Below are 24634 nucleotides of genomic sequence, written 5' to 3'. Positions count from 1 at the left end.
CCTTTTTTTGGCGTAAGAAACAACTCGTTCCCAAACAAGTCAAAATTTTTTTCATAAAAATTTTCATGGACAAAAACCTGACATATCAGTAAAATAACTAGAGTGGTTTCATCATTAAAGGAAGGATAAACGAAAAGCACCTTTACAAAACAAAAAAGTTTAGGCTATAATATGAATCAAATCTTACCAATTACTCATGTAATTTTAAAATAAACTAGGAGTGTGAAGCAATGGCAATGATCGAATTTAAAAATGTAGAAAAGTATTATGGCAAATTTCATGCATTAAAGAACATTAACCTTGAATTTGAAAAAGGAGAAGTCGTTGTAGTTATCGGACCTTCTGGTTCTGGTAAAAGTACAATGCTCCGTACAATCAATGGATTAGAAACGATTTCGGGTGGACAATTACTGATCAATAATAAGAACTTATTCGATAAAGATGTCAAATTGACTGAGGTTAGAAAAAACATTGGTATGGTTTTCCAACATTTTAATCTCTATCCAAATAAAACGGTGTTAGAAAACATTACGTTGGCACCGATCAAAGTATTAAAAAAGAATGAGCAAGAAGCAATCAATCTAGCAGAAAAATTGTTGGACCGTGTAGGGATGTTAGATAAGAAAGATTCTTATCCATCTATGTTATCAGGTGGACAACAACAGCGGGTCGCAATCGCACGAGGTTTAGCAATGACACCTGAGATGCTGCTTTTTGATGAGCCAACATCTGCCCTTGACCCAGAGATGATCGGCGATGTGTTAGATGTCATGAAAAAAATTGCCAGTGAAGGCATGTCGATGATCGTGGTGACTCATGAAATGAGCTTTGCCAGAGAAGTAGCGGATCGGATCGTGTTCATGGCTGAAGGACAAGTCTTAGAAGATCGCCGCGATGTTGATGGTTTCTTTGATGCGCCGCGAGATATTCGGGCCCAACAATTTCTAAGCAAAGTCACCAACCACTAAGATGAGGAGGAACTAGAATGAGAAAGAAAGTGATTTCTTTGCTCGTGCTTGCCTTAAGTCTCATCACGCTTTCTGCATGTGCGGGGCAAAGTGCTGCCGACAAAGATATTTTAACCAACAGTCAAGACACCAATCAAATTGTCTGGGGCGTAAAAAATGATACCCGTTTGTTTGGGTTGATGGATATTGCCACTGGTGAAGTGCGGGGCTTTGATATTGATATCGCCCGCGCCATCACCGAAAAAATATTGGGCAGAGATGGCAACGCGATATTTGTTGAAGTGACGTCCAAAACACGGATTCCGTTGCTGAAAAACGGCAATATCGACGCGATCATTGCGACGATGACTATTACAGAAGAGCGCAAAAAACAAGTAGATTTTTCCGATGTGTATTTCGATGCAGGTCAATCTTTATTGGTTGCCAACGATAGTCCAATTCAAGGGGTAGAAGACCTGAGTGCTGACACAACAGTGCTGGTGGTCAAAGGGTCCACGTCTGCTGTCAATATTCGTGAAGCTGCCCCTGATGCAAATATCTTAGAATTGGAAAACTATGCCGAGGCTTTTACAGCTTTACAGTCTGGTCAAGGCGATGCGATGACCACAGATAACGCCATTTTATTAGGAATGGCCAGTGAAAATCCAAATTATCATTTGGTGGGGGGAACCTTTACTGAGGAGCCATATGGGATTGCCATCAACAAAGGGCAAGACGATTTCCGCGATGCTGTCAATGATGCATTGCAAGAAATGCATCGCGATGGCACCTATGATGATATTTATAACAAATGGTTCCCTGATGATGCATCAGGAAAAGTAGAATAGGAGGGAAAGCGATGCTAACGTTGTTTCAAACATATACCCCTCAGTTTATTGAAGGTTTTAAATATACAGTGATGGCCAGTTTGATCGCCTTGTTCTTTAGTTTGGTGATCGGTACGTTGATGGCTATTTTCCAACTATCAGACAATCCTTTGATCAAGGGTCTTGCAAAAGCGTACGTGGAGTTTTTTAGAAATATCCCATTATTGATCATTGTGATGTTCTTTTATGTCGTTGTACCTATGTATTGGGTAACCTTTGACGGCTTTCAAGCAGGGACGATCGGTCTGACGATCTATACGTCTGCATTTATTGCAGAAACGATTCGGTCAGGGATTCAAACAGTACCTAAAGGGCAAATGGAAGCATCCTTGTCTTCAGGATTCACCTATAGTCAAGCGATGCGCTATATCATTTTGCCGCAAGCATTTAAAATCGTCGTACCGCCTTTAGGGAATCAATTTATCAATCTGGTAAAAAATTCATCGATTTTAGCGATGGTCGCGGGATTAGATATTATGTATCAAGGCGATCTGATAGCCAGCGAAACGTTCAATACATTTGATACGTATATCATTGTTGGGCTATTTTACTTGGTCATTACTTTGCCATTGTCTTATTTGATGGTCTATCTTGAACGCCGCTGGGCGATCCGCTCATAGAAAGGAGTGTGTGATGTATGACATTTTTTGAAGCATTTTCTGCAATAAATATCCGCTTCTTGTTCGACGGCTTGCGGGTCACGGTCGAAGTGTCGATTCTATCGATCCTATTTAGCTTCTTGATTGGTGGGATTGCAGGAATCATTCGCTTTAGCAAGATTCCTGTTCTTTCCAAAGTCCTAGGTATCGTGATCGATGTGATTCGTAATTTACCGTTGTTATTGATTATCTTCTTTACTTACTTTGCGTTGCCGCAAATTGGCATTCGCTTTAATATTTTTTGGTCAGCGGTTGTCGCACTGACGATTTTTGAATCAGCGATGTTATCAGAAATCTTCCGAGCTGGTTTGAATTCAGTGCCCAAAGGCCAAATGGAAGCCGGTCTGTCGACAGGGTTGACTTATCCCGAAGTTTTGCGGAGTATTGTGGTGCCGCAAGCATTTAAAGCGATGCTTCCGGCAATCGTTAGTCAGCTGATTTCATTGATCAAAGATACGTCTTTGGCGGTGATCATCTCATTGCCTGAGTTGACCCATCATGCCCGTATCATTTACGGACAAAACACCAATTATGTGTTGCCGATGTTCTTGGCGATGACAGTCTTATATTTCTTGGTTTGTTATGCATTGTCGCTGCTTTCTCGTTTCTTTGAGAAAAGACAGTATGATTATTGATCATCATAAATCGATCATCTTAAAAAGAAGAAAACAGTTCAAGGTCATCCATTCATGGGAGGCTTTGAACTGTTTTTATTTCCACAGGAACGTTGCAGGGTCAAAAAGACTTGAAATCTATCTTGAAAAAGTCCAAAATGGAAGATAGGTATCATTTCATACCTCAGACTTTCTTTTATGCAAAGGATGACAGCAATGACACATACACAACCAATAGGATTTATCGATTCAGGGGTTGGCGGTCTGACGGTAGTCAAAGAAGCCATTAAGCAATTACCCAATGAATCCATCCTTTATTTAGGCGATACTGCCCGCTGTCCCTATGGGCCGCGTCCAGCTGAACAAGTCATTGATTATACATGGCAGATGACCAGATTTTTACTTGAAAAAAATATCAAAATGCTCGTGATCGCTTGCAATACGGCAACAGCCGTTGCCCTTGATGAGATCAAAGCCGCGTTATCGATCCCAGTGATCGGCGTGATTCTTCCCGGCAGCCGGGCTGCTGTGAAAGCAACCAGCAACCATCGCATTGGCGTGATCGGCACCGCAGGAACGATCAAAAGCCATTCCTATGAACGAGCGTTGAAAGCCAAATCACCCCAAACGACAGTCATCAGCTTGGCTTGTCCGAAATTTGTCCCTATCGTTGAAAGCAATCAATACCACAGTTCAGTGGCCAAAAAAATCGTATCCGAAACATTGCGTCCGTTGAAGAATAAAAAATTGGATACCGTCATTTTAGGCTGTACCCATTATCCACTGCTGAAACATATGATCCAAAATGAGTTGGGCAGCACGATTCGTTTGATTGATTCCGGTGCTGAAACAGTTGGTGAGGTCAGTACATTACTGGATTATTTCGACATAGCGCAGCAATCAGACCAAGACGTAATCCCAACACATGAATTTTATACGACAGGTTCGCCGAAAATATTCGATGAAATTGCCAACGACTGGTTAGATCTACCGAACATCTCATCGAACCATATCGATTTAGGAGGAAAATAAATGCGTCATGATGGCAGAAGTCAAACAGCGATTCGCCCCGTAAAGATTCAAACAAATGTCTACAAACACCCAGAAGGTTCCGTGGTGATCTCGTTTGGAGATACGACTGTGATTTGCTCCGCAACAGTTGAGGACCGTGTGCCGCCGTTTTTACGGGACACAGGGAAAGGGTGGGTCACAGCAGAGTATAGTATGCTGCCTCGCGCCACCAATACCCGAAATCGTCGAGAAAGTGCCAAAGGGAAATTAAGTGGCCGCACGATGGAGATCCAGCGCTTGATTGCCCGCTCGTTACGAGCAGTCGTAGATTTAGAAGAATTGGGAGAGCATAGCATTGTCGTCGATTGTGATGTGGTGCAAGCGGATGGCGGAACGAGAACCGCTAGTATCACTGGCGCATTCGTTGCGTTGCGTTTAGCAGTCGATACATTATTGCAAGAAAAGAAATTGACCGCTGATCCAATCAAAGAACATTTGGCAGCCATCAGTGTCGGTATCTTGCCGGATGGTACCTGTGTCACAGACTTGGATTATATAGAAGATTCGTCTGCTGCAGTCGATATGAACTTGGTCATGACTGAATCTGGCCGGTTCGTTGAATTGCAAGGGACAGGGGAAGAAGCAACATTCGATGGGCAAGAACTCAATGAAATGCTGATTTATGGAAAAACAGCTATCGAAGAGCTGATCGCCTACCAAAAAGAGGCTTTATTTATTCCAGAGAAACCGCTCTATGACATTCCAGAAAAAGCCATCGTCATCGCGACAGGCAATCCAGGCAAAGCCAAAGAGTTTAAAGCGGTTTTCGGCGCGGCTGGCTATGATGTGAAAACATTGAAGGACTATCCCGATTTACCTGATGTTGAAGAAACAGGCAAGACTTTTGAAGAAAATGCCCGCTTAAAAGCAGAAACGATCGCCAAATTATTGGGGCGTCCCGTCTTAGCAGATGATTCCGGGCTGAAAGTAGATGCGCTAGGGGGCAGACCAGGGGTCTATTCCGCACGTTATGCAGGCGAACAAAAAAGTGATGCAGCAAACAATGCCAAATTGTTGTATGAATTGACAGATACCCCAGATGAGCAACGCACAGCACAGTTTCATTGTACGCTGGTCTTCGCTGCACCGGATAAAGACAGTTTAGTCGTCGAAGCAGATTGGCCTGGCAAAATCGGTCGAATCCCACGTGGAGAAAATGGCTTCGGTTATGATCCGTTATTTGTACCAGATGGTTTTGAAAAAACGGCCGCTGAATTAAGCCAAGCCGAAAAAAATAGCATGAGTCATCGGGGTTTGGCAATCAAAGCCTTACAAAAAGAATGGCAGTCATGGTTGGAAGGAGAATAACAAATGAACTATTTGGTTGTAAGCGACAATCATGGAGATCGTCAAATTCTCGTCGATCTGCTTGAACACTTCAAAGATCAAATCGACTTGTTTCTTCATTGCGGTGATTCGGAGCTACCAGATTCTGATCCGCTTTGGGATACCTATCAAGTCGTCTGTGGCAATTGTGACTACGGTGCGCAGTATCCCGATCACCGTACAGTTGAAACAACGACTGATCGGATCTACATGACTCATGGTCACTTGGTTGATGTGCGGTTTGGCATCACAACGCTTGGCTTGCAAGCACAACAAGCCGATGCATCGATCGCATTATTCGGACACACCCACCAAATCGCCTGCGAAAAAGTCGGCGGGCGTCTTTTTTTGAATCCCGGCAGCATTTCGCAACCAAGAGGACCGATTCAAATCAAAAGCTTCGCCATTATTAAAAGCACAGCGAAAGAATGGCAAGTGCAATACTATGATTGGCAGTTTAAACCTGTCTCAGATTTGACATTTGTTTTCCCCCGTTAAGAAAACGGCATCAAAAAGTAAAAATTTCATTATAATTTTACAACGAGGGTCCTTATTTTCTCATTTTCAGCTAAAATAAGAGGGTAGTTGTGAAATGGAGGCAGTTAGATTGATAGGACCAACCGTAGAGAAAATTTTACTCGAAAATCAAGAGAATTTTTTGGTACCAGCAGAAAATGTGGCATCTGTATTTTATAATCATCCATTGAGTCATGCACTGCTTGTTTTATCGAAAGTAGGGTATTCAAAGATTCCAGTGTTAGACAGTGAAGATCATTTGGTCGGCTTGATCAGTTTATCTAACATCGTCGAGAAAATGATGGATCTTACTGGATTCAGCATGGACAATATTGACGGATTGACAGTTGCAGATGTGATGGAAGTCAATGTTGCTTGTATCAAAGCAGACGGCGACTTGGAAGACATGTTGCATCATTTAGTGGATCAAGCATTTTTACCGATCGTTGATGAGGATAAAGTGTTTGTCGGCATCATGACCCGCAAAGAAATATTGAAATCAGTCAACCATCTCGCCCATGAGCTGGAAAGACGTTATCTGTTGATCTCGAAAGAAGAAACACCAAATCCCACTGAAACATTGCATGTGGTCTAAAAGAGATCATGCACAAAACACCCCCAACTGTTAGCGAAGCTAGCGGTTGGGGGTGTTTTGTTAGATACCTACAATGGGTGCATTCGGTATGGTATAGCCTTTTGCGGTCAAGGCATCGATGGAGGCAGCTAGAAATTCTTCTTTTAATTTCCATTGCGTACCGTTGGTCACATACATTGTTGAGCGAATCGCAAAGTTGTTGTTGCCCAGATCGACCAGACCGAAGACGGTAGGAGCGGTTTGGATCTCTGCTTCGTGTTGTGCCGCGATCATTTGATTGACTTCTTCAATGATACTGCGAATATCATCTAAGCCTTCAGAAGGCAAGATACGGACGTCTACGACCACTTGCATATTGGCTCTCGAGGTATTGCTGATAGTGGTAATGTTGCGATTGGGAATATAATGAACCGTACCATCAACCGATTTCAACTGAACTGTCCGGATACCGACATTCGTCACTGTTCCTTCTAACGTCAGATTGGTCAAGCGGATATAATCACCCACATTAATTTGCTGTTCCGTGATAATGAAAAAACCAGTGATCAGATCATTCATAAAGCCTTGGGCGCCTAAACCAAGCGCAACACCGACGATCCCGGCACCTGCAAGGAGTGAACCGACAGGCACGCCAATTGTCGAAAGAAGTGCATAGACGAAGAAAAAGCCTAAAGAGTAATGAACGATATTGCGAATCAGGGTATGGATCGTATTGATTCGACTCGCGTTGAAAGTGGCTTTCTTTTCATAGGATCGATAAACGCGGTCGATCACCATATTGCTGACTTTTAATAGAATACCGAATAAAATCAAGAGAAAGAAAAGCATTAACGCTTTTTGGATCAAAAGCCCAACGATCTCCTCCCAGTTAATGGACAACCACCACTTTTGGATTGCATTTAGTTGAGCCGCAGCAGGCTCAGTGATGCTTGATCCAGATGAGTCGGTGGTGGATGCTGCAAGAATAAGTCGTTTCATAGATTACCTCCAAAATGTAGTGCTTTTATTTTAACGAAGAAAGCCGACAAATGCAAAAATACTTATTTATGATAAGAGAATTCAAATAAAAAATAGACTGTCTTTCATCAAGACAGTCTAGATAATCGTTTGATCAAGTTTATGCAAGTTTATGATAGATGAACACCTTTATCAACAAAGATGACTTCACCAATGATACCGCTGGATAACGGGCTGATCAAAAAGGCACAAGTGTTGCCGACTTCCTCAATCGTCACACCGACATGGTCTGGCGTCCGGTCTTCTGATAATTGGATCAGTTTTTGATAGTCTTTGACACCAGTGACAGCCAAAGTTTTGATTGCACCAGCAGAAATCGCGTTGACGCGAATTTTTTGTGGAGACAATTCAGCAGCTAAATAACGGACACTTGATTCTAATGCAGCTTTGGCGATCCCCATCATGTTGTAATTCGGTACAGCACGTTCAGCGCCAAGATAAGAAAGGGTCACAATACCGGCATTCTCAGTCAAGATCGGTTTGGCATATTTGGTCACAGCAATAAGGGAATAGCTGCTGATATCTTGTGCCAAGGCATAACCATCACGGGAAATATTCAAAATATCTCCAGAAAGATCTTCTTTGTTGGCATATGCCACAGCGTGGACAACGCCATCGATTTGACCGGCATAAGCTTTGACAGTCTCAAAGGCAGCAGCGATGCTTTCATCATTGGCTACATCACATTCAACAGTGAATTCACCTTCATCCAACAAACGTTCCAATGGTTTTTTCATTCGATCATTTTGATACGTATAGATGACTTCAGCGCCTTGTTGCTTCAATGCTTGTGCACAGCCCCACGCAATACTGCGTTTATTGGCAACGCCCATAACGACGATTTTTTTTCCAGTTAAAAAACTCATAATTCCACTCCTTAATAATATCTACAATCAATAAGTATAATGACAAATAGAGCACGAGATGCTCTTGATTTCTAATTATTATGCATAATTGTTTGATTGTCAAACTATTTTTTTCTAGATAAAAAATAAGTTGCCAATTTATCAGAACTATGATACTTTGATAATCAAACTATAAACTATTTTTAAGCAAGGAAGGGAAACCATGAAAAAATTATTGACTGAAACAGAAGTCATGGATTTGATTCCAAATCGTTACCCAATTATTTATATTGATTATGTAGATGAAATCGAATCTGGCAAAAAAATTATTGCAACGAAGAATGTCACGATCAATGAAGATTTTTTCCAAGGTCATTTTCCAGGGAATCCAGTGATGCCCGGTGCGTTGATTTTGGAAACCTTAGCACAAGCTGGATCGATCCTCATCTTAAAATCTGAAGAGTTCCAAGGACGTACAGCATATATAGGCGGTATCAACAAAGCAAAATTCCGTCAAAAAGTTGTCCCTGGCGATACAATGAAACTTGTTTTTGAAATCAAAAAAATCAAAGGTTCTGTTGGTACAGCTGATGCTGTGGCGACTGTCGAAGATAAAAAAGTCGCTGAATGCGAGTTCACCTTTATTGTTGGGGAACAAAAATAAAAAAATGCCAGCATTTTTTCCTGATAGGAGATGAGCTGGCATTTTGTTTATTTGGCTTCTTGGATGATCGTGATTTTTTCGATTTTGACAGGATCAACTGGTGTAGAATCTTCTCCCGTAGCTGATGCAGTGGTTTCAGCTTGAGCGATTTTATCGACAACATCCATGCCGTCGATCACTTGGCCGAAGACCGTATAATTAAAGTCTAAATTCGGTGTACCGCCATTTTTATACGCATCAATGATTTTTTGTGGATAATGCTGGATAGCTAAGCCATCAGACACATCCTGATCGTTTTGGACGATATAGAATTGACTGCCTTGACTGTTGGGTTGACTTGACTTCGCCATTGCTAATGCACCGCGAATATGGTAAAGCTGGTTTGAGATCTCTTCACCGAAGCCTTCGCCCCAGATGCTTTCTCCGCCGGTACCATCGCCCTCAGGATCTCCACCTTGGATCATAAATTCTTCAATCACACGGTGGAATGTGACACCGTCATAGTAGCCATCTTTGGCGTGGGTCATAAAATTCTCGACAGCTTTCGGTGCTAAATCTGGGAAAAGCTTGATCTTGATGGTTCCTTCACCGGTGACCATCTCAACCACGTCTTCATTTTCTTGGATTTCTGTTTCCAATTGAGGCAATTCTAAGGCGTTCAGATCTACTGATTCAGAGGTGGTCGTACTTTCTGCTGTCTCAGTGTTGTTTGTCGTGCCATTGCTGCAAGCTGCAAATAATAAAAGACTGGTGGCAGCTGAAAGCAAATATATCCATTTTTTCATCGTTTCAATCCTTCCTTGATCAATACCTTTATGATAACAAAAAAGAAGAGGGGATGAAAGCGCAGATTTTGTCCCGTTGGTTCGTTGTTTACTCAAAGGTGTAGACCACTTTTTGAATGTTTGGTATAATGAAAGAGGATACATTGTATCTAACGGATAGAAAATTACAGGAGGTTTTTTGATGGGAAAATTAGGTATTTCGATTTATCCAGAACGGTCAACATTCGAAAAGGACAAAGCGTATTTAGACTTGGCGCATCGATATGGCTTTACACGCGTGTTTACAAGTTTGTTGCAAATCAACGATGACAAAGAGAAAGTCTTGGCTGATTTTAAACAAGTGGTAGATTACGCCAACGAATTAGGCATGGAAGTCATGGTGGATATCAATCCTGGCTTGTTTGAACAGTTAGGGATTTCTTATGATGATCTATCATTCTTTGATGAAATGGGCGCGTATGGCGTGCGTTTGGACATTGGTTTTACCGGTGCCGAAGAAGCCAAGATGACACGTAATCCATATGGAATCAAAATTGAGATCAATATGAGTTCTGGTACTGGATATGTTGACAATATTATGAGTTATTCACCTAATACCGATAATTTATTGGGTTCACATAATTTTTATCCGCATCGCTATTCTGGATTAGGGTATGATCATTTTGTATTCTGCTCCGAAAAATTCCGGAAATATAATTTGAACACGATGGCATTTGTGAATTCTCATGCGGCTGATTTTGGTCCTTGGCCAACACAAGATGGATTATGTTCACTTGAAGATCATCGTGATCTACCTATTGCGACACAAGTCAAACATTTGCTGCTTACTGGCTTGATCGATGATATTTCAGTTGGGAATGCTTATGCTTCTGAAGCCGAATTGGCAGCAATGGCCGAGGCCTTCAATGCGGATTATCCAACATTACGAATCGATGTCACAGAGGGCATCACCGAAAATGAGCGTGTATGTCTTTTTGACAATTTGCACAGCTACCGTGGAGACCGCTCAGAGTATATTTTGCGTTCAACTATGACGCGCGTTTACTATAAAGACAAAGATTTCCCAGCGCATGATACCAATGATATGGTCCGCGGTGATGTCTTGATCGATAATGAAGGCTACGGACAATACAAAGGCGAAACCCAAATCGCATTGAAAGACATGAAAAACGACGGCCGGGTCAATGTCGTTGGAAAAATCACTGATGAAGAATTATTCTTATTAGATTTCTTGAAACCATGGTCAAGCTTCAAGTTGGCTGAAAACAAATAAATAGCACAACATGAAAGCATACCTATTCGCTTAGGTATGCTTATATGCTGTGCTTCATTACAAGAAAATAGACTAGCGCTATCGTAACAAGTTGACAAATACCAATCAAAAACGGTATTTTATGAAAAGAATCAAAACACATATTGATAGTTGCGATAATATAATTATGTAAATAAGGTGATAAGGACGTGAAGCAAGTGAAGTGGCGTTGGAGAATATTGATTGGTGTTTTGCTTTTGGTAATGATTGGCTTAGGTTTTGCCGGTAATTATTTTTATCACTATGCGGTGGTTCCTTCGGAAAAAGACTTTCTGGAAGGAGATACACCGGGAACCGATGAAAGCTCAAGCAAAGACAGCAATGAAGCCTGGTTCAAAGATCCGGATAATCGCGACATGTATGTCTTGACCAGTGAAGATGGGTTGACATTATCAGCCATTTATTTGCCTGCTGAAACACCTGCAGGTAAAACAGCAATCATTGCCCATGGCTATATGGGGAACGCTGAAACAATGGCAGATTATGCGAAGATTTATCATGATCTGGGCTACAACGTGCTGGTTCCTGATGCCAGAGGGCATGGGGAGAGCGAAGGAGATTATATCGGCTTTGGCTGGCCAGAGCGCAAAGACTATCTGCAATGGATCAATCAAATCATCGACAAGAATGGCCCTGAAGAAACCATTACTTTATTCGGAATCAGTATGGGGGCGGCGACGGTCATGATGACCAGCGGTGAAGAGTTGCCGGACAATGTGACGTCGATCATCGAAGATTGCGGCTATACGTCGGTCAATGCGGAATTAGGCTATCAGTTGGATCAATTATTTGATCTGCCGGCATTTCCCTTGATGAATGTCACGAGTTTGGTGACGAAGATGCGGGCTGGTTATTGGTTTGGTGAAGCCGATGCGGTCAAACAATTGGAAAAAAACACCCTGCCGATGTTCTTTATCCACGGCGATGCGGATACCTTTGTCCCTTATGAGATGCTGGACACTTTATATCAAGCAACGAATGGGCCTAAAGAAAAATGGGTCGTGGCAGGTGCAGAACATGCCAAAAGTTACAAGATGGATCCAGAAGCCTATAAAGAAAAAATTGCCGCTTTTCTGGCGAAATATGATCATAAATAAATCGGGTCTTGCTCAATGGTGTCTCGCTAGCGAGGCGCCATTTTTTCATGGTACCTCACAAAAGCGTTAAGAATTCAGGGAAACGAAAGGAAATCAAAGGAAAAGATGGACAAAAACCCTTTCGGTCGTTACAATAAAATAGGCTTTCTTATAAGAGAAATAGGAACCACGATCTGTGGGATAACTGATAATCAAATAAACAGAAGGTAGCAATAAATAGAATGGAGGACAAATCATGTCCATGTTTTTAGATCAAGTAACGATCGATGTGAAAGCGGGTAAAGGCGGCGACGGTATGGTCGCATTCCGCCGAGAAAAATATGTACCCGATGGCGGACCAGCTGGCGGCGATGGCGGTCAGGGCGGCGATGTTGTATTGGTTGTCGATGAAGGGTTGCGCACGTTGATGGATTTTCGGTTCAATCGTCATTTTAAAGCACAACCAGGGGAGAACGGAATGAGCAAAGGCATGCATGGCCGCGGCTCAGATGATACGTATATCAAAGTACCCCAAGGAACAACTGTACGGGACGCGGATACAGGCGCATTGCTGGGTGATTTGATCGAGCAAGGCCAAACATTGGTGATTGCCAAAGGCGGCCGTGGTGGTCGCGGGAATACTCGTTTTGCGTCACCAAAGAATCCGGCACCGGAATTAGCAGAAAACGGTGAACCAGGTCAAGAAAGAAAAATCGAATTAGAATTAAAAGTTCTTGCAGATGTCGGTTTGGTTGGATTCCCTTCAGTGGGTAAATCGACCTTACTGTCAGTCATTTCGTCGGCGCGACCAAAAATCGGTGCCTATCATTTTACAACGTTGGTACCAAATTTAGGAATGGTCACTACCTCTGACGGTCGCAGCTTTGCTGTCGCCGATCTTCCAGGATTGATCGAAGGTGCCTCTCAGGGTGTTGGATTAGGCACACAATTCTTACGCCATATCGAAAGAACGCGCGTGATTCTGCACGTGGTGGATATGAGTGGGATGGAAGGTCGAGATCCTTATGAGGATTATTTAGCCATTAACAAGGAATTGTCTACACACAATTTGCGTTTGTTGGAAAGACCGCAAATCATCGTGGCTAACAAAATGGATATGCCAGATGCTGAAGAGAATCTAGCGATTTTCAAAGAACAATTAGCCAAAGAACAAACGGATGAATTTGCTGAAGGACCAATGATTTTCCCGATTTCTGGTGTGACCAGAAAAGGAATCGACAGCCTATTGAATGCAACGGCAGATTTGATTGAAGTGACGCCGGAATTCTTGTTATATGATGAAGAAATCGAAGAAGATGTTGTGCAATATGGCTTCAAATCAGATAAACCTGAATTCCAAATCGACCGAGAAGCGGATGCCACATGGGTGCTGACTGGCGATAAGATCGAAAAACTCTTCCAAATGACCAATTTTGATCATGATGAGACAGTGATGCGTTTTGCGCGTCAATTACGGGGAATGGGTGTCGATGAGGCATTGCGTGCACGCGGCGCCAAAGATGGCGATATTGTTCGCATCGGCGAATTTGAATTTGAATTTGTCGAATAATCGCTCTGTATAACTTCATTTGACAAAATAACACCATGATAAATGATTACTGACCGCAAATGTCTGATTTTCGATAAGAAAACAGTGATTTGCGGTTTTTTGGTTTATTTTTTTGTCTAAATCATATACTGTTAAATAAAAGAGTTTTATAAAAAATCAATAGGAGTGATTTCTATGCCAAAACGTGTAATTGTAATGAATTTTGATGCCAATGCCAAAGCCTTCCAGGCCTTTTCTGAGGTCAAAAAGTTGCATGCCAGCCGTGGGATCAAAGGCGAACAAATGGCAGTCTTGACCCACACGAATACAGGGGTTCATCAATTTAAGATCGAAGATTTTCTTGATTTCACCGGCAGCAACAAGACATCGACAGGTGGTTTGATCGGCATGTTGGTTGGTATTCTTGGCGGTCCACTGGGGATCATGCTGGGCTGGTTTGGTGGTAGTATGATCGGTGCAACGCGAGATGCCAAAGAGGTCCAAAATGCACAAATACTATTTGAACATGTGGGCCAACAAATCGGCGTAGGCGATACAGGACTGCTATTGTTGGCGGATGAAGAGGACAATCGTCCATTGAATCAACTGATTATGCAAGAATTAGGTGGCGATATTTCACGCTTTGATTACGAAGAAGTTGAAACAGAAATCGAAAAAGCCAAAGAAGTGGAAGAACAAGCACGGGTCCGTGCCCAAGAGGATTGGAAAAGATCTCATGATCAAGGTGATACACCAAATGATCCCAACTGATTGATGGAAGCTTCGATTGCATATTGCTTTCTTTTCCGCTAAAATTGTGGAGAGATGAAAGGAACGAAGCACATGGAATTAGAATTTTTAGGTACAGGCGCGGGTGTGCCTGCGAAACATCGGAATGTGACAAGTACAGCATTGCGCTTGTTGGATGAACGGAATGCGGTTTGGCTGTTCGACTGTGGTGAAGGCACGCAGATGCAAATTTTACGGTCAACGATCCGTCCGCGGAAAATTGAAAAAATCTTTATTACCCACTTGCATGGTGACCATATCTATGGGTTGCCTGGTTTGATCAGCAGTCGTTCGTTCCAAGGGGGCGATACACCATTAGAAATCTATGGACCAAAGGGAATCAAAGACTTTGTCCATACGATTCTGCGCATTTCTCAAACAAAAGTTAGCTATCCCTTGCGTATGATCGAGATCGAATCCGAAGGTGTTTTGTTTAAGGACCAACAGTTTGAAGTTTCTTGTATGCGTTTGGATCATGGAATCGAAAGTTTTGGCTACCGTGTCGTTGAAGCCAGCCACAAAGGTGAATTACAAGTTGAGGCACTGTTGGCATTGGGGTTAAAACCAGGACCGGTTTTTGGTCGCTTGAAAAAAGGTGAAACGGTGACCTTAGAAGATGGTCGTGAGATCAATGGTTCTGATTATCTGGGTCAAGACAAACAAGGGCGGATCGTCGCGATTTTAGGCGATACCCGCATATGCCGCAACGCAGTGACTCTTGCAGCAGGTGCAGATGTACTTGTACATGAAAGTACGTTCAATAAGGCCGAAGCAAAGCTTGCCAAAGCCTATTTCCACTCTACAACATACCAAGCGGCACAGGTCGCTGCAGAAGCTGGCGTCAAAAAGTTACTACTGAATCATATCAGTGCCAGATATGTGGGCAAAGACATTACTGAATTAGCGAATGAAGCAAAAGAGAAGTTTCCTGATACCCTCATCGTCAAAGATTTTGATATTGTGGACATTCCTTTTGCCGGAGAGGAAGTATTGTATGAATCTTGAAAATAAAGTTGTTGTCGTCACAGGTGGTTCAGCAGGACTAGGCGAACAAATTTGTTACGAAGCCGCCAAGCAGGGGGCTATTGTCGTCACTTGTGCCCGCCGCATCAACTTGATCGGCAAAGTCAAAGAACAGTGTATGGCATTAAGCGGCAAAGCAGCATTTGCTTTCCAACTAGATATTGCCAACCCCGAAAGTATTGATCACTTGGTTGAACGTATCAACGAAGAAGTGGGGCCGGTGGATATTTTGGTCAACAATGCCGGTTATGGGATCTTCCAAGAATTTACGGAAATGGACCCAGCGATTTTTCAGCAAATGTTTGAAGTCAATGTGCTAGGCATGATGGTCTTGACGCAAAAAATGGCGATTCAAATGGCTGAACAAAAGGCCGGACATATCATCAATATAGCGTCGATCGCTGGGAAAATCGCGACACCAAAAACAGCCGTCTATTCAGCAACGAAATTTGCCGTTATCGGTTTTTCGAATGCACTGCGGTTGGAATTAAAACCAGTTGGTGTACATGTAACAACGGTCAATCCAGGACCGATCGAGACGAACTTTTTCGATCAAGCTGATCCAAGCGGCAATTACTTGGCAAATTTAGGCAGTATCGTATTGGAGCCCAATAAGCTTGCCCGGACGATCGTCAAAAATATGGTCCATCCGAAACGTGAAATCAATCGGCCACATATTTTCGGTGCTGCAGCAACGTTATACACGTTGTTTCCAAGTATCGGAGATTTCATGGCCGGGAGTTTATTCAACAAAAAATAGGGGATGAAATAAATGAAAAATCAATGGCGGGTCATCGTTGGTATCTTATTGATCTTGGTTGTTGTTTTATTTGCAGTAGCAAATAATATGACAGTACCGATAAATTTCGGCTTTACAACTATCCAATCTCCATTGATTTTGGTCATTATCGGCTCAGCACTGCTGGGGGCATTGATACTGCTGCTTGTGTCAGCAACAGCCATGTTCCGTCAGAAGAAAGAGTTGAAGGTATTGCGCAAAGATTTGGCCAAATACCAATCAGATAATGATCAAGTGTTGAAGGAACAACGAGAAAGCTTGGAACGAGAGTTTAACAATAAACAAGCGGAATTGGCTGCAAGAGAGCAGCAAATCAGCAATCAGGAAACGCAATTGTTCGAAGAGCCCGTGTTGGTTAAGCCGACGGACGAAACAGATGAAATGAAAACTTTCGATTCCCAAGGATGATGGTAGATTAGACAGACATAACCACGACTTTCTATTGTCATCATGCGCAGACAAAACAACAGGTCAGGCGCATGAAGACAGTCAGAGCAGCCGTGGTTTTTGCTTGTTTTTTCAATTTTAGGTAAATTTTGCTATAATGAGCGTGTTAGGAGTGATTTGGTGAAACAGGCAAATTTTTTGTGGGTACAGCCGGAAACATCTGAGCTATCCCCAGCGTTTAAGGAACTATTACAAACACACACTATTCCTGAACATATTGGTCGTTTATTGTGGCAACGAAACATTCGGTCCGCCGATGCGTTAGCTGCTTTTTTACGTCCTGATTTAGATCATTTATATGATCCTTTCTTGTTATTCGATATGGAAAAGGCAGTTGCGCGTATCCATGAGGCAATCATCAATGAAGAGCGAATCTTGATTTATGGTGATTATGATGCAGATGGAATCACCAGCACAACAGTCTTGAAAGAAACCCTTGAATTACTTGGTGCCGAGGTCAGTACCTATTTGCCAAATCGATTTACAGACGGCTATGGTCCCAATCTAGCGGTCTATAAGAAGATGATCTCAGAAGGAATTCAATTGATCGTCACTGTCGACAATGGCGTTTCTGGTCATGAAGCGATCGCTTATGCCCAGCAGCAAGGTGTCGACGTGATCGTAACGGATCATCATGAATTACCAGAAGCACTCCCAGATGCCTATGCGATCATTCATCCGAGACATCCATCTGGGGACTATCCTTTTGGCGATTTGGCTGGTGTCGGTGTGGCATTCAAGACCGCATGTGCCTTATTAGAAGAAGTACCGTTAGAATTACTGGACTTAGTTGCGATCGGTACGATTGCGGATATGGTTTCATTAACGGATGAAAACCGGATTCTAGTCAGCAATGGCCTCAAGATGATACAACAGTCTGACCGCATCGGCTTAAATGAGCTTCTATCCATCAGCGGTGTCAATAAGCAGCAGATCACAGAAACGGATATTGGGTTTTCTGTTGGTCCAAGACTGAATGCCATTGGTCGTTTAGAAGATCCCAATCCTGCTGTGACTTTGATGACGACTTTTGATCAAGAAGAAGCGGCGGCACTCGCGCGGGAATTAGATACGATCAATCAACAGCGAAAGTCTTTTGTTGAAGCGATCATGAAAGAAGCGCAACAAAAAATCAACCCAGAAAATGAGGTGCACTTGGTCGTCGGGGACAACTGGCATGAAGGGGTTTTGGGTATCGTGGCGGGGCGTTTGATGCAGCAAACAGGTCGTCCAGTGATCGTATTGACCAAAAAAGAGCAAGGGGTCGCCAAAGGATCAGGACGTAGTGTGGCTGCGTTGAATTTATTTGAGATGTTGTCAACGATGAGAGATTTGTTCGTCAATTTCGGCGGCCACCATGCCGCAGTAGGGTTGACGATTCCTACCGATGATTTGGCTTTGCTGCAAGAATCAATGAACAAGTATGTTGCTTCTGAAGGGATTGATTTGAGCGAAGGGATTCCTCTACAAATCGATGATACGCTCTCCTTAGGCGATGTGACGATCGAACTGATTGATTCTTTGAAAGTATTGGCGCCATTCGGCTTAGGCAATCCGTTGCCTAAATTTTTGATCAAAGACTTGCATACCAAAAGCGCGCGACAAATTGGTGCAGAAAAGCAGCATTTAAAGTTGGTGATGGAAGACAACACATCAACCCAATTAGATGTGATCGGATTTGGTTTTGGTGCTGAAGCCCATGAGTTTGACAATGACGATTTGTCCTTGGTCGGTCAATTGACGATCAATGAATGGAATGGCAACAAAAAGCCCCAATTGATGATGGATGACTTTGCGGTAGCAGGATTTCAACTGTTTGATTATCGATCGAAGCGTATGCGTCAGGGCATTTCTTTTGGCAATCAGACGCTGGGAATCTCATTTTGGGCAAAACTGACGACTGAAGCACAGCGAGTTTGTCCAAACTTGACAGTATATCAGACAATGCCTGAATTGATTGATGTCTTCAATCAAGGCGATTTTCAAGAAATCGCGTTTTTGGATTGTCCGAAAGAACCACAGGTCATGAAAGAAATCGTTGAAGCGCTGGCTGTCAATCGCATCAATATTGTCTTGCTTTCACCAGAAGACGCTTATTTGGATGGTGTAGGTTCTCGAGATCAATACAGCCGACTATTCAAATTGATCCAGCAACAAGAGCAATTAGATGTGCGCTATAAGCTGAAAAGTATTGCCGATTTCTTAAAATTGCCCGAAAAATTATTAATTTTTATGATTCAGGTGTTTTCTGAGCTGGAATTTGTTACAATAAAAGATGGCGTTTTGAAAAAAAATGCTGCCCCGGCGAACCACCCGTTGACTGATAGTACCGTTTATCAACAAAGGCAGCAAATGATCAAGACAGAAGAATTTTTATTAATGAGTGATTTATCGACCTTAAAACAATGGTTGATATCTTAGGAGGAAAAAACATGGATTTAAAAAATTATATTGCGAGTATTCCGGATTACCCTCAGGAAGGGATCATTTTCCGCGATATTTCCCCTTTAATGGCGGATGGTGAAGCCTATCGTTATGCGACACAACAAATCGTTGAATATGCGCAAGAGAAATCAATCGATATGGTCGTAGGACCAGAAGCCCGCGGGTTTATCGTTGGTTGTCCGGTTGCCTATCAATTGGGTGTCGGTTTTGCGCCAGTGCGTAAAAAAGGCAAATTGCCTCGTGAAACAATCGAAGCAGAGTATGAAAAAGAATATGGTGTCGATGTTCTGACGCTTCATGCAGATGCAATCAAACCAGGACAACGTGTCTTGATTTGTGATGATTTATTGGCGACAGGCGGAACAATCAAAGCGACCATCGAATTGGTAGAGAAATTAGGCGGAGTCGTAGTTGGTTGTGCCTTCTTGATCGAATTGATGGATTTGCACGGCAGAGATAAAATTCAAGGTGTAGAAATCAAGACACTGATGGAGTATTAATCCAAAGTCGAACAAAAACCGACCCCCGCAACATTCGCTCAAGCAGCGAACGTTGCGGGGGTCGGTTTTTATGAATCAAGGCAGCTTTGCCAATCTCAAGCAGATTATGGTTCGTATCGATAAATATCATGGTCATAGTAGTGTCTATTACGTTTCCGTTCAGCTTGTCGAAACTTCTTTTCGTCCCACAACATGAACCATAACATCGTTAGAGGACAAAAAATCAAAACTGCACTAAGTACGCCAAAATAACCGATAATAATACCCACCAATAATATAAATAAAACAAAACCAAATCGACGAATAGCTTTCATCTTGTTCACTCCTTATAAATACGAACTAATGTTTGTATACCTATTATACGAATGTTTGTTCGCTTTGTAAAGAGGAAAGAAAAAAATCTTCGACTAAACGAAGATTTCATTGATAGCTCTTGTATGGCTCAGAGGAAGTGGCGGTATAATCCAACCACTTGGCCTAGGATAGTGACATCATTCAAAATGATTGGCTCCATATAATCATTTTCGGGTTGCAAACGAATATGATCTTTTTCTTTGAAGAATCGTTTACATGTAGCTTCGTCTTCATCCGTCATGGCGATCACGATGTCGCCGTTTTGGGCACTTTGCTGCTTGCGAACGATCACTTGGTCACCGTCAAGGATACCCGCATTGATCATGCTCTCGCCACGAATCGTCAACATGAATAAACTGCCTGAACTATTGGCTAAATCTGGCGGGATCGGGAAGAAGTCAGATGCTTCTTCAACAGCAAGAATCGGTTCTCCGGCAGTCACGATACCCAGCATTGGGATCGAAGATGGTTGAACATCGATTTTTTCAAGACCAGAAGCAGTCAATTCGATAGCTCTGGGTTTCGTTGGATCTCTTAGTATCAAGCCCTTTTTTTCAAGTCGGGACAAATGACCATGAACAGTTGAAGTGGAAGATAACTGAACGGCTTCGCCAATTTCGCGAACAGTCGGCGGATAGCCTTTTTCAGTGACACGTGTATGAATAAACTTAAGAATTTCGATTTGTCGATTTTCTGTTCGTTTTGCCAAAACTGACACCTTCTTTCATTTAATAACTAAAGTGTACCATAGGATAGCAAAGAATTCAAACAAATGTTCGCTTTTTGTGCTATTGTTTTTATGACGTATTTTGTAGTAAAATCAAGGGGTAAAGGAGTGACGAGCATGTTATCACCAGAGAAATTAGCACGCATCAATGAACTAGCGAAAAAGAAAAAAAGCGAAGGTCTGACTGATGTGGAAGAAAAAGAACAAAAAGCGTTGCGAGAAGAATATTTAACAGCATTTCGCGGCGGTATGCGTCATCATATCGAAGGTATGAAAATCGTTGATCCAGAAGGCACCGATGTCACACCAGACAAATTGAAAGAAATCCAAAGGCAAAAAGGTCTCCACGGCAGAGATGCGTGAAATCCTTTCCAATCTATTGTATTTGGCAGAGAAATCACGTATAATGAAAATCAGTAATAAAGGTAAAAAAAACCTAAATTAGGAGGAACTATCATTGTTTGATAAAATCGATCAATTAGGCGTTAACACATTGCGTACATTAAGTATTGAAGCTGTCCAAAAAGCGAATTCAGGTCACCCAGGATTGCCAATGGGGGCTGCGCCAATGGCTTACGCATTATGGACCAAACATTTAAAAGTCAATCCAACGACATCAAGAAACTGGGTCGACCGTGACCGCTTTGTCTTGTCGGCAGGACACGGCTCTGCATTATTGTACAGCTTGTTGCACGTATCGGGCTATGATGTAACAGTCGATGATTTAAAAAACTTCCGTCAATGGGACAGCCGTACACCGGGACATCCTGAAGTCGGCCACACAGATGGTGTGGAAGCAACGACTGGTCCTTTAGGACAAGGCATTGCGATGGCAGTGGGAATGGCCATGGCTGAAGCACATCTTGCCGCGACGTATAACCGTGATAACTACAACGTGATCGACCACTATACGTATGCGCTATGTGGAGATGGCGATTTAATGGAAGGTGTTTCTCAAGAAGCGGCTTCTATGGCGGGGCATATGAAACTTGATAAATTGATCGTTTTATATGATTCGAATGATATTTCCTTGGATGGTCCAACATCGAAAGCATTTACTGAACATGTGGGTGGACGCTTTGAAGCCTATGGCTGGCAACATATTTTGGTCAAAGATGGCAATGATCTAGAAGCAATCTCTGCGGCAATCGAGGAAGCAAAAGCTGAATCTGATAAACCAACATTGATCGAGATCAAAACAGTCATTGGCTATGGCGCGCCAAACCAAGGCACATCAGCTGTCCATGGTGCACCGATCGGCGCTGAAGGAATCACTGCAGCCAAAGCAATCTACGGCTGGGAATTCCCTGAATTTACAGTACCGGAAGAAGTGGCAGCACGTTTCAAAGAAACGATGATCGAAGAAGGCCAAAAAGCAGAAGCAGCCTGGAATGATACCTTCAAAGCGTATCAAGAAGCGTATCCTGAATTGGCTGAACAATTCACCAAAGCGTTCGCTGGCGAATTGCCAAGTGACTGGGATGCGGAATTGCCAAGCTATGATGTCGGCAGCGCTCAAGCCAGCCGTGTATCCAGCAAAGAAATGATCCAAGCATTATCAAAAGCGGTCCCAAGTTTATGGGGTGGCTCAGCCGATCTTTCTGGTTCAAACAATACAATGGTCGCAGCGGAAAAAGATTTCGAACCTGGTCAATATGAAGGCCGCAACATCTGGTTTGGTGTCCGCGAATTTGCGATGGCTGCTGCAATGAATGGAATCCAATTGCATGGCGGTACACGGATTTATGGCGGTACATTCTTTGTATTTGTTGATTACTTGCGTCCAGCAGTCCGTTTGTCTGCGATCCAACATGCACCAGTCATCTATGTATTGACTCATGACTCAGTAGCCGTTGGGGAAGATGGACCAACCCACGAACCTGTTGAACAATTGGCTAGTGTACGTTGTATCCCAAATGTTCAAGTCATCCGTCCAGCGGATGGCAATGAAACCCGCGCAGCCTGGAAATTGGCTATGACGACGACAGATAAACCAACTGTATTGGTATTGAGCCGTCAAAACTTGCCTGTTATTGAAGGAACCAAGGATCAAGCAGATACACAAGTGGCAAAAGGCGGCTATGTGATCTCGAAACAACAGGGGGATCAGCCGGAAGGTATCTTGATCGCCACTGGATCTGAAGTCAATCTAGCAGTGCAATCACAAGCAAAATTGGCAGAAGAAGGCGTTGACGTCGCTGTTGTGTCGCTTCCAAGTTTTGATTTATTCGAAGCACAATCAGCAGAATACAAAGAAAGCGTCTTGCCAAGAGCAGTCAAGAAACGCGTAGCCATTGAAGCAGCTTCACCATTTGGCTGGGACCGTTACCTAGGCTGCAAAGGGAAAGTCATCGCGATTGATCACTTTGGCGCATCTGCACCTGGGGAAAAAGTCTTGGCAGAATTTGGTTTTACTGTTGAGAATGTGGTTGATACCTTTAAATCAATCAACTAATTGATAAATGCAAAAATACGTATGGAATATCTTCGTAATGACGATATTTCATGCGTATTTTTTTATTTTTATAAGAAAAAAAGTTAGTTTACATATTTCGTTTTTTGCAAAACGCAAAATAGTGCAAAAAACCATAATATAATGAACTATATTGACAGAAATCGATGGAATACCCTTTTTTGATAGGCATTATGGTAATATTGGTGTGTAAGAATGAATATTTAGGAGGGGTCAAATGAAAAAGAAGATATTGATTAGTTTGTTGTTCGGTTTAATGGCTGTTTCAACCATAGTAAATGTCCATGCGCTTAGTACGTCCAAACCCAGTGGAGGTTACTGGAAATATGGGGTCGCAGGTGTAGGTTCAATTTCAAGTTATACTCATATGTCGAAAACACATTCTGCTACAGTTTCAAAAGGATCGAACTCAAACTTCAATAAAAGAAGTGCTGGTACTGAAGCTTATGCACGCCTTTGGGTGTATTCGGGTTGTAACTTTTACTACAATACTTATTAAGTTTTGTAGTAAATCATATCTATGGGGAAGAGACTAGAAGAATTTCTGGTCTCTATATTTTTAGGTGGTGAAAAATGAGAAATTTAATTGTTGGTATAATTTGTTTGATTTCCTTCTTACTCAGTTCAGCATTAATAATGGTTGAAAAATCAACTCATGCGCGCTATTTGAATAATATTGAAGATATAGGATCAAATATGCAAAAATTCTATGTCCAAAAAACTAATGTAAAGCATGCACAAGAGATTTCTTTTTTTGAAACATTAGTAGATACGTATGATGCTTCTATCATACGTACAGATAGAGTTTTTAATGAGGATCGTATTGTCATTTATAAATCTGGTATTTTCTCAAATGCATACATAAATATGCTGAAAATTAAACTGGAAATGGATAGCGGTGATACAATCATTTCTGATGATGCGTTTTTAGCTACATTTAAAACAAACGATAAGGATCAATCAGGTAGAATAAAAGACTTTTTGAATGATACCCCTTTAATCTTACAATCTTTAAAGAGACTTTATAGCGAGAATGCATTAACTCCTGGTGGAGAATATAGTTTAATAGTTGATCGTAGTGACTCAGAAATCATAATTGATATGTTGTCTGATTTTTATAGTATAAGTAAAGTTGAATTATTGACACCTACGACTGGATTTGAAAATGATATAGGGGGAGCGTTCTACCTAATAATATTTTTTTCAATAATACT

Annotated in this window: 27 protein-coding genes; 22 read left to right on the top strand and 5 right to left on the bottom strand. The window is 42.2% G+C overall.

Features of this window, described 5'->3' with window-relative positions:
• Nucleotides 1–230 precede the first annotated feature (230 nt).
• The 8 genes from A5886_RS08125 (at nucleotide 231) to cbpB (ending at nucleotide 6615) form a co-directional block, all read left to right on the top strand.
• Nucleotides 231–968, top strand: coding sequence for an amino acid ABC transporter ATP-binding protein (locus A5886_RS08125; protein ID WP_086274489.1), 738 nt, complete (start codon nucleotides 231–233; stop codon nucleotides 966–968).
• Between the two features lie 17 nt (nucleotides 969–985).
• Nucleotides 986–1795 (top strand): transporter substrate-binding domain-containing protein, encoded by an 810-nt coding sequence (locus A5886_RS08120; protein ID WP_086274488.1) that lies wholly within the window; start codon nucleotides 986–988, stop codon nucleotides 1793–1795.
• Between the two features lie 11 nt (nucleotides 1796–1806).
• Nucleotides 1807–2454 (top strand): amino acid ABC transporter permease, encoded by a 648-nt coding sequence (locus tag A5886_RS08115; RefSeq protein WP_086274487.1) that lies wholly within the window; start codon nucleotides 1807–1809, stop codon nucleotides 2452–2454.
• Nucleotides 2455–2471: 17 nt separating this feature from the next.
• On the top strand, nucleotides 2472–3128 hold the full coding sequence (locus A5886_RS08110; protein ID WP_086274486.1) for an amino acid ABC transporter permease: 657 nt from the start codon (nucleotides 2472–2474) through the stop codon (nucleotides 3126–3128).
• Nucleotides 3129–3323: 195 nt separating this feature from the next.
• The gene (gene racE / locus A5886_RS08105) at nucleotides 3324–4139 is read left to right on the top strand and encodes a glutamate racemase (RefSeq protein WP_086274485.1); all 816 of its coding nucleotides are present in this window, start codon (nucleotides 3324–3326) and stop codon (nucleotides 4137–4139) included.
• Complete coding sequence (gene rph, locus A5886_RS08100) at nucleotides 4140–5486, top strand: ribonuclease PH (RefSeq protein ID WP_086274484.1); 1347 nt, start codon at nucleotides 4140–4142, stop codon at nucleotides 5484–5486. It begins immediately after the preceding gene.
• A gap of 3 nt (nucleotides 5487–5489) precedes the next feature.
• Nucleotides 5490–6002 carry a metallophosphoesterase gene (locus tag A5886_RS08095; RefSeq protein ID WP_086274483.1) on the top strand — a complete coding sequence of 171 codons (513 nt, stop codon included), beginning with the start codon at nucleotides 5490–5492 and terminating at the stop codon, nucleotides 6000–6002.
• Nucleotides 6003–6111: 109 nt separating this feature from the next.
• Nucleotides 6112–6615, top strand: coding sequence for a cyclic-di-AMP-binding protein CbpB (gene cbpB, locus A5886_RS08090; protein ID WP_086276021.1), 504 nt, complete (start codon nucleotides 6112–6114; stop codon nucleotides 6613–6615).
• A gap of 60 nt (nucleotides 6616–6675) precedes the next feature.
• On the opposite strand, the gene A5886_RS08085 is transcribed toward cbpB, so the two are convergent.
• Both A5886_RS08085 and fabI read right to left on the bottom strand, forming a co-directional pair.
• Nucleotides 6676–7593, bottom strand: coding sequence for a mechanosensitive ion channel family protein (locus A5886_RS08085; RefSeq protein WP_086274482.1), 918 nt, complete (start codon nucleotides 7591–7593; stop codon nucleotides 6676–6678).
• A gap of 149 nt (nucleotides 7594–7742) precedes the next feature.
• Nucleotides 7743–8498: an enoyl-ACP reductase FabI gene (gene fabI / locus A5886_RS08080; RefSeq protein ID WP_086274481.1), complete on the bottom strand. Its 756-nt coding sequence runs from the start codon at nucleotides 8496–8498 to the stop codon at nucleotides 7743–7745.
• Between the two features lie 202 nt (nucleotides 8499–8700).
• Between fabI and fabZ the strand changes: the two genes are divergently transcribed.
• Nucleotides 8701–9141, top strand: coding sequence for a 3-hydroxyacyl-ACP dehydratase FabZ (gene fabZ / locus A5886_RS08075; protein WP_086274480.1), 441 nt, complete (start codon nucleotides 8701–8703; stop codon nucleotides 9139–9141).
• 47 nt (nucleotides 9142–9188) lie between these two features.
• Here the strand turns inward: fabZ and A5886_RS08070 are convergent, their stop codons facing one another.
• Complete coding sequence (locus A5886_RS08070; protein WP_086274479.1) at nucleotides 9189–9926, bottom strand: peptidylprolyl isomerase; 738 nt, start codon at nucleotides 9924–9926, stop codon at nucleotides 9189–9191.
• Nucleotides 9927–10107: 181 nt separating this feature from the next.
• Here A5886_RS08070 and A5886_RS08065 point away from each other — a divergent pair, with 181 nt between their 5' ends.
• From A5886_RS08065 to A5886_RS08025, 9 genes are all read left to right on the top strand, one after another.
• Nucleotides 10108–11199 (top strand): DUF871 domain-containing protein, encoded by a 1092-nt coding sequence (locus A5886_RS08065; protein ID WP_086274478.1) that lies wholly within the window; start codon nucleotides 10108–10110, stop codon nucleotides 11197–11199.
• A gap of 197 nt (nucleotides 11200–11396) precedes the next feature.
• Complete coding sequence (locus tag A5886_RS08060; RefSeq protein ID WP_086276020.1) at nucleotides 11397–12335, top strand: alpha/beta hydrolase; 939 nt, start codon at nucleotides 11397–11399, stop codon at nucleotides 12333–12335.
• A gap of 235 nt (nucleotides 12336–12570) precedes the next feature.
• Nucleotides 12571–13884 (top strand): GTPase ObgE, encoded by a 1314-nt coding sequence (obgE, locus tag A5886_RS08055; RefSeq protein ID WP_086274477.1) that lies wholly within the window; start codon nucleotides 12571–12573, stop codon nucleotides 13882–13884.
• A gap of 174 nt (nucleotides 13885–14058) precedes the next feature.
• Nucleotides 14059–14634 (top strand): DUF456 domain-containing protein, encoded by a 576-nt coding sequence (locus A5886_RS08050; protein WP_086274476.1) that lies wholly within the window; start codon nucleotides 14059–14061, stop codon nucleotides 14632–14634.
• A 72-nt stretch (nucleotides 14635–14706) separates the two neighbouring features.
• On the top strand, nucleotides 14707–15657 hold the full coding sequence (rnz, locus tag A5886_RS08045) for a ribonuclease Z (protein ID WP_086274475.1): 951 nt from the start codon (nucleotides 14707–14709) through the stop codon (nucleotides 15655–15657).
• A complete protein-coding gene (locus tag A5886_RS08040) occupies nucleotides 15647–16435 on the top strand; it encodes an SDR family NAD(P)-dependent oxidoreductase (protein ID WP_086274474.1) in 789 nt (262 codons plus the stop codon). The genes rnz and A5886_RS08040 overlap by 11 nt, the downstream gene beginning before the upstream one ends.
• A gap of 12 nt (nucleotides 16436–16447) precedes the next feature.
• Nucleotides 16448–16882, top strand: coding sequence for a LapA family protein (locus A5886_RS08035; RefSeq protein ID WP_086274473.1), 435 nt, complete (start codon nucleotides 16448–16450; stop codon nucleotides 16880–16882).
• A 159-nt stretch (nucleotides 16883–17041) separates the two neighbouring features.
• Complete coding sequence (gene recJ, locus A5886_RS08030; protein WP_086274472.1) at nucleotides 17042–19342, top strand: single-stranded-DNA-specific exonuclease RecJ; 2301 nt, start codon at nucleotides 17042–17044, stop codon at nucleotides 19340–19342.
• An 11-nt stretch (nucleotides 19343–19353) separates the two neighbouring features.
• Nucleotides 19354–19866, top strand: coding sequence for an adenine phosphoribosyltransferase (locus A5886_RS08025; RefSeq protein WP_054114908.1), 513 nt, complete (start codon nucleotides 19354–19356; stop codon nucleotides 19864–19866).
• A gap of 104 nt (nucleotides 19867–19970) precedes the next feature.
• Here A5886_RS08025 and A5886_RS08020 read toward each other — a convergent pair whose 3' ends face one another.
• Together A5886_RS08020 and lexA are read right to left on the bottom strand one after the other, a co-directional pair.
• Entirely contained in the window at nucleotides 19971–20180 is a 210-nt protein-coding gene (locus A5886_RS08020; protein ID WP_054114909.1) for an HMG-box domain-containing protein, read from the bottom strand.
• A gap of 128 nt (nucleotides 20181–20308) precedes the next feature.
• Nucleotides 20309–20938, bottom strand: a complete 630-nt coding sequence (gene lexA, locus A5886_RS08015) for a transcriptional repressor LexA (protein ID WP_086274471.1) — start codon at nucleotides 20936–20938, stop codon at nucleotides 20309–20311.
• Between the two features lie 126 nt (nucleotides 20939–21064).
• Here lexA and A5886_RS08010 point away from each other — a divergent pair, with 126 nt between their 5' ends.
• The 4 genes from A5886_RS08010 to A5886_RS15835 form a co-directional block, all read left to right on the top strand.
• On the top strand, nucleotides 21065–21310 hold the full coding sequence (locus A5886_RS08010; RefSeq protein WP_086274470.1) for a DUF896 family protein: 246 nt from the start codon (nucleotides 21065–21067) through the stop codon (nucleotides 21308–21310).
• Between the two features lie 94 nt (nucleotides 21311–21404).
• Nucleotides 21405–23402 carry a transketolase gene (tkt, locus tag A5886_RS08005; protein ID WP_086274469.1) on the top strand — a complete coding sequence of 666 codons (1998 nt, stop codon included), beginning with the start codon at nucleotides 21405–21407 and terminating at the stop codon, nucleotides 23400–23402.
• A gap of 235 nt (nucleotides 23403–23637) precedes the next feature.
• Nucleotides 23638–23919 carry a lactococcin 972 family bacteriocin gene (locus A5886_RS08000; RefSeq protein WP_086274468.1) on the top strand — a complete coding sequence of 94 codons (282 nt, stop codon included), beginning with the start codon at nucleotides 23638–23640 and terminating at the stop codon, nucleotides 23917–23919.
• 74 nt (nucleotides 23920–23993) lie between these two features.
• Nucleotides 23994–24634 (top strand): hypothetical protein (locus A5886_RS15835; RefSeq protein ID WP_179190007.1); only part of this gene is annotated, 641 nt, incomplete at its 3' end.

The sequence above is a fragment of the Candidatus Enterococcus testudinis genome (genome assembly GCF_002140915.1).
Lineage (GTDB): Bacteria > Bacillota > Bacilli > Lactobacillales > Enterococcaceae > Enterococcus_D > Enterococcus_D testudinis.
The sequence above is the reverse complement of the archived record's forward strand: the minus strand, read 5'-3'. Positions and strand labels throughout refer to the sequence as shown.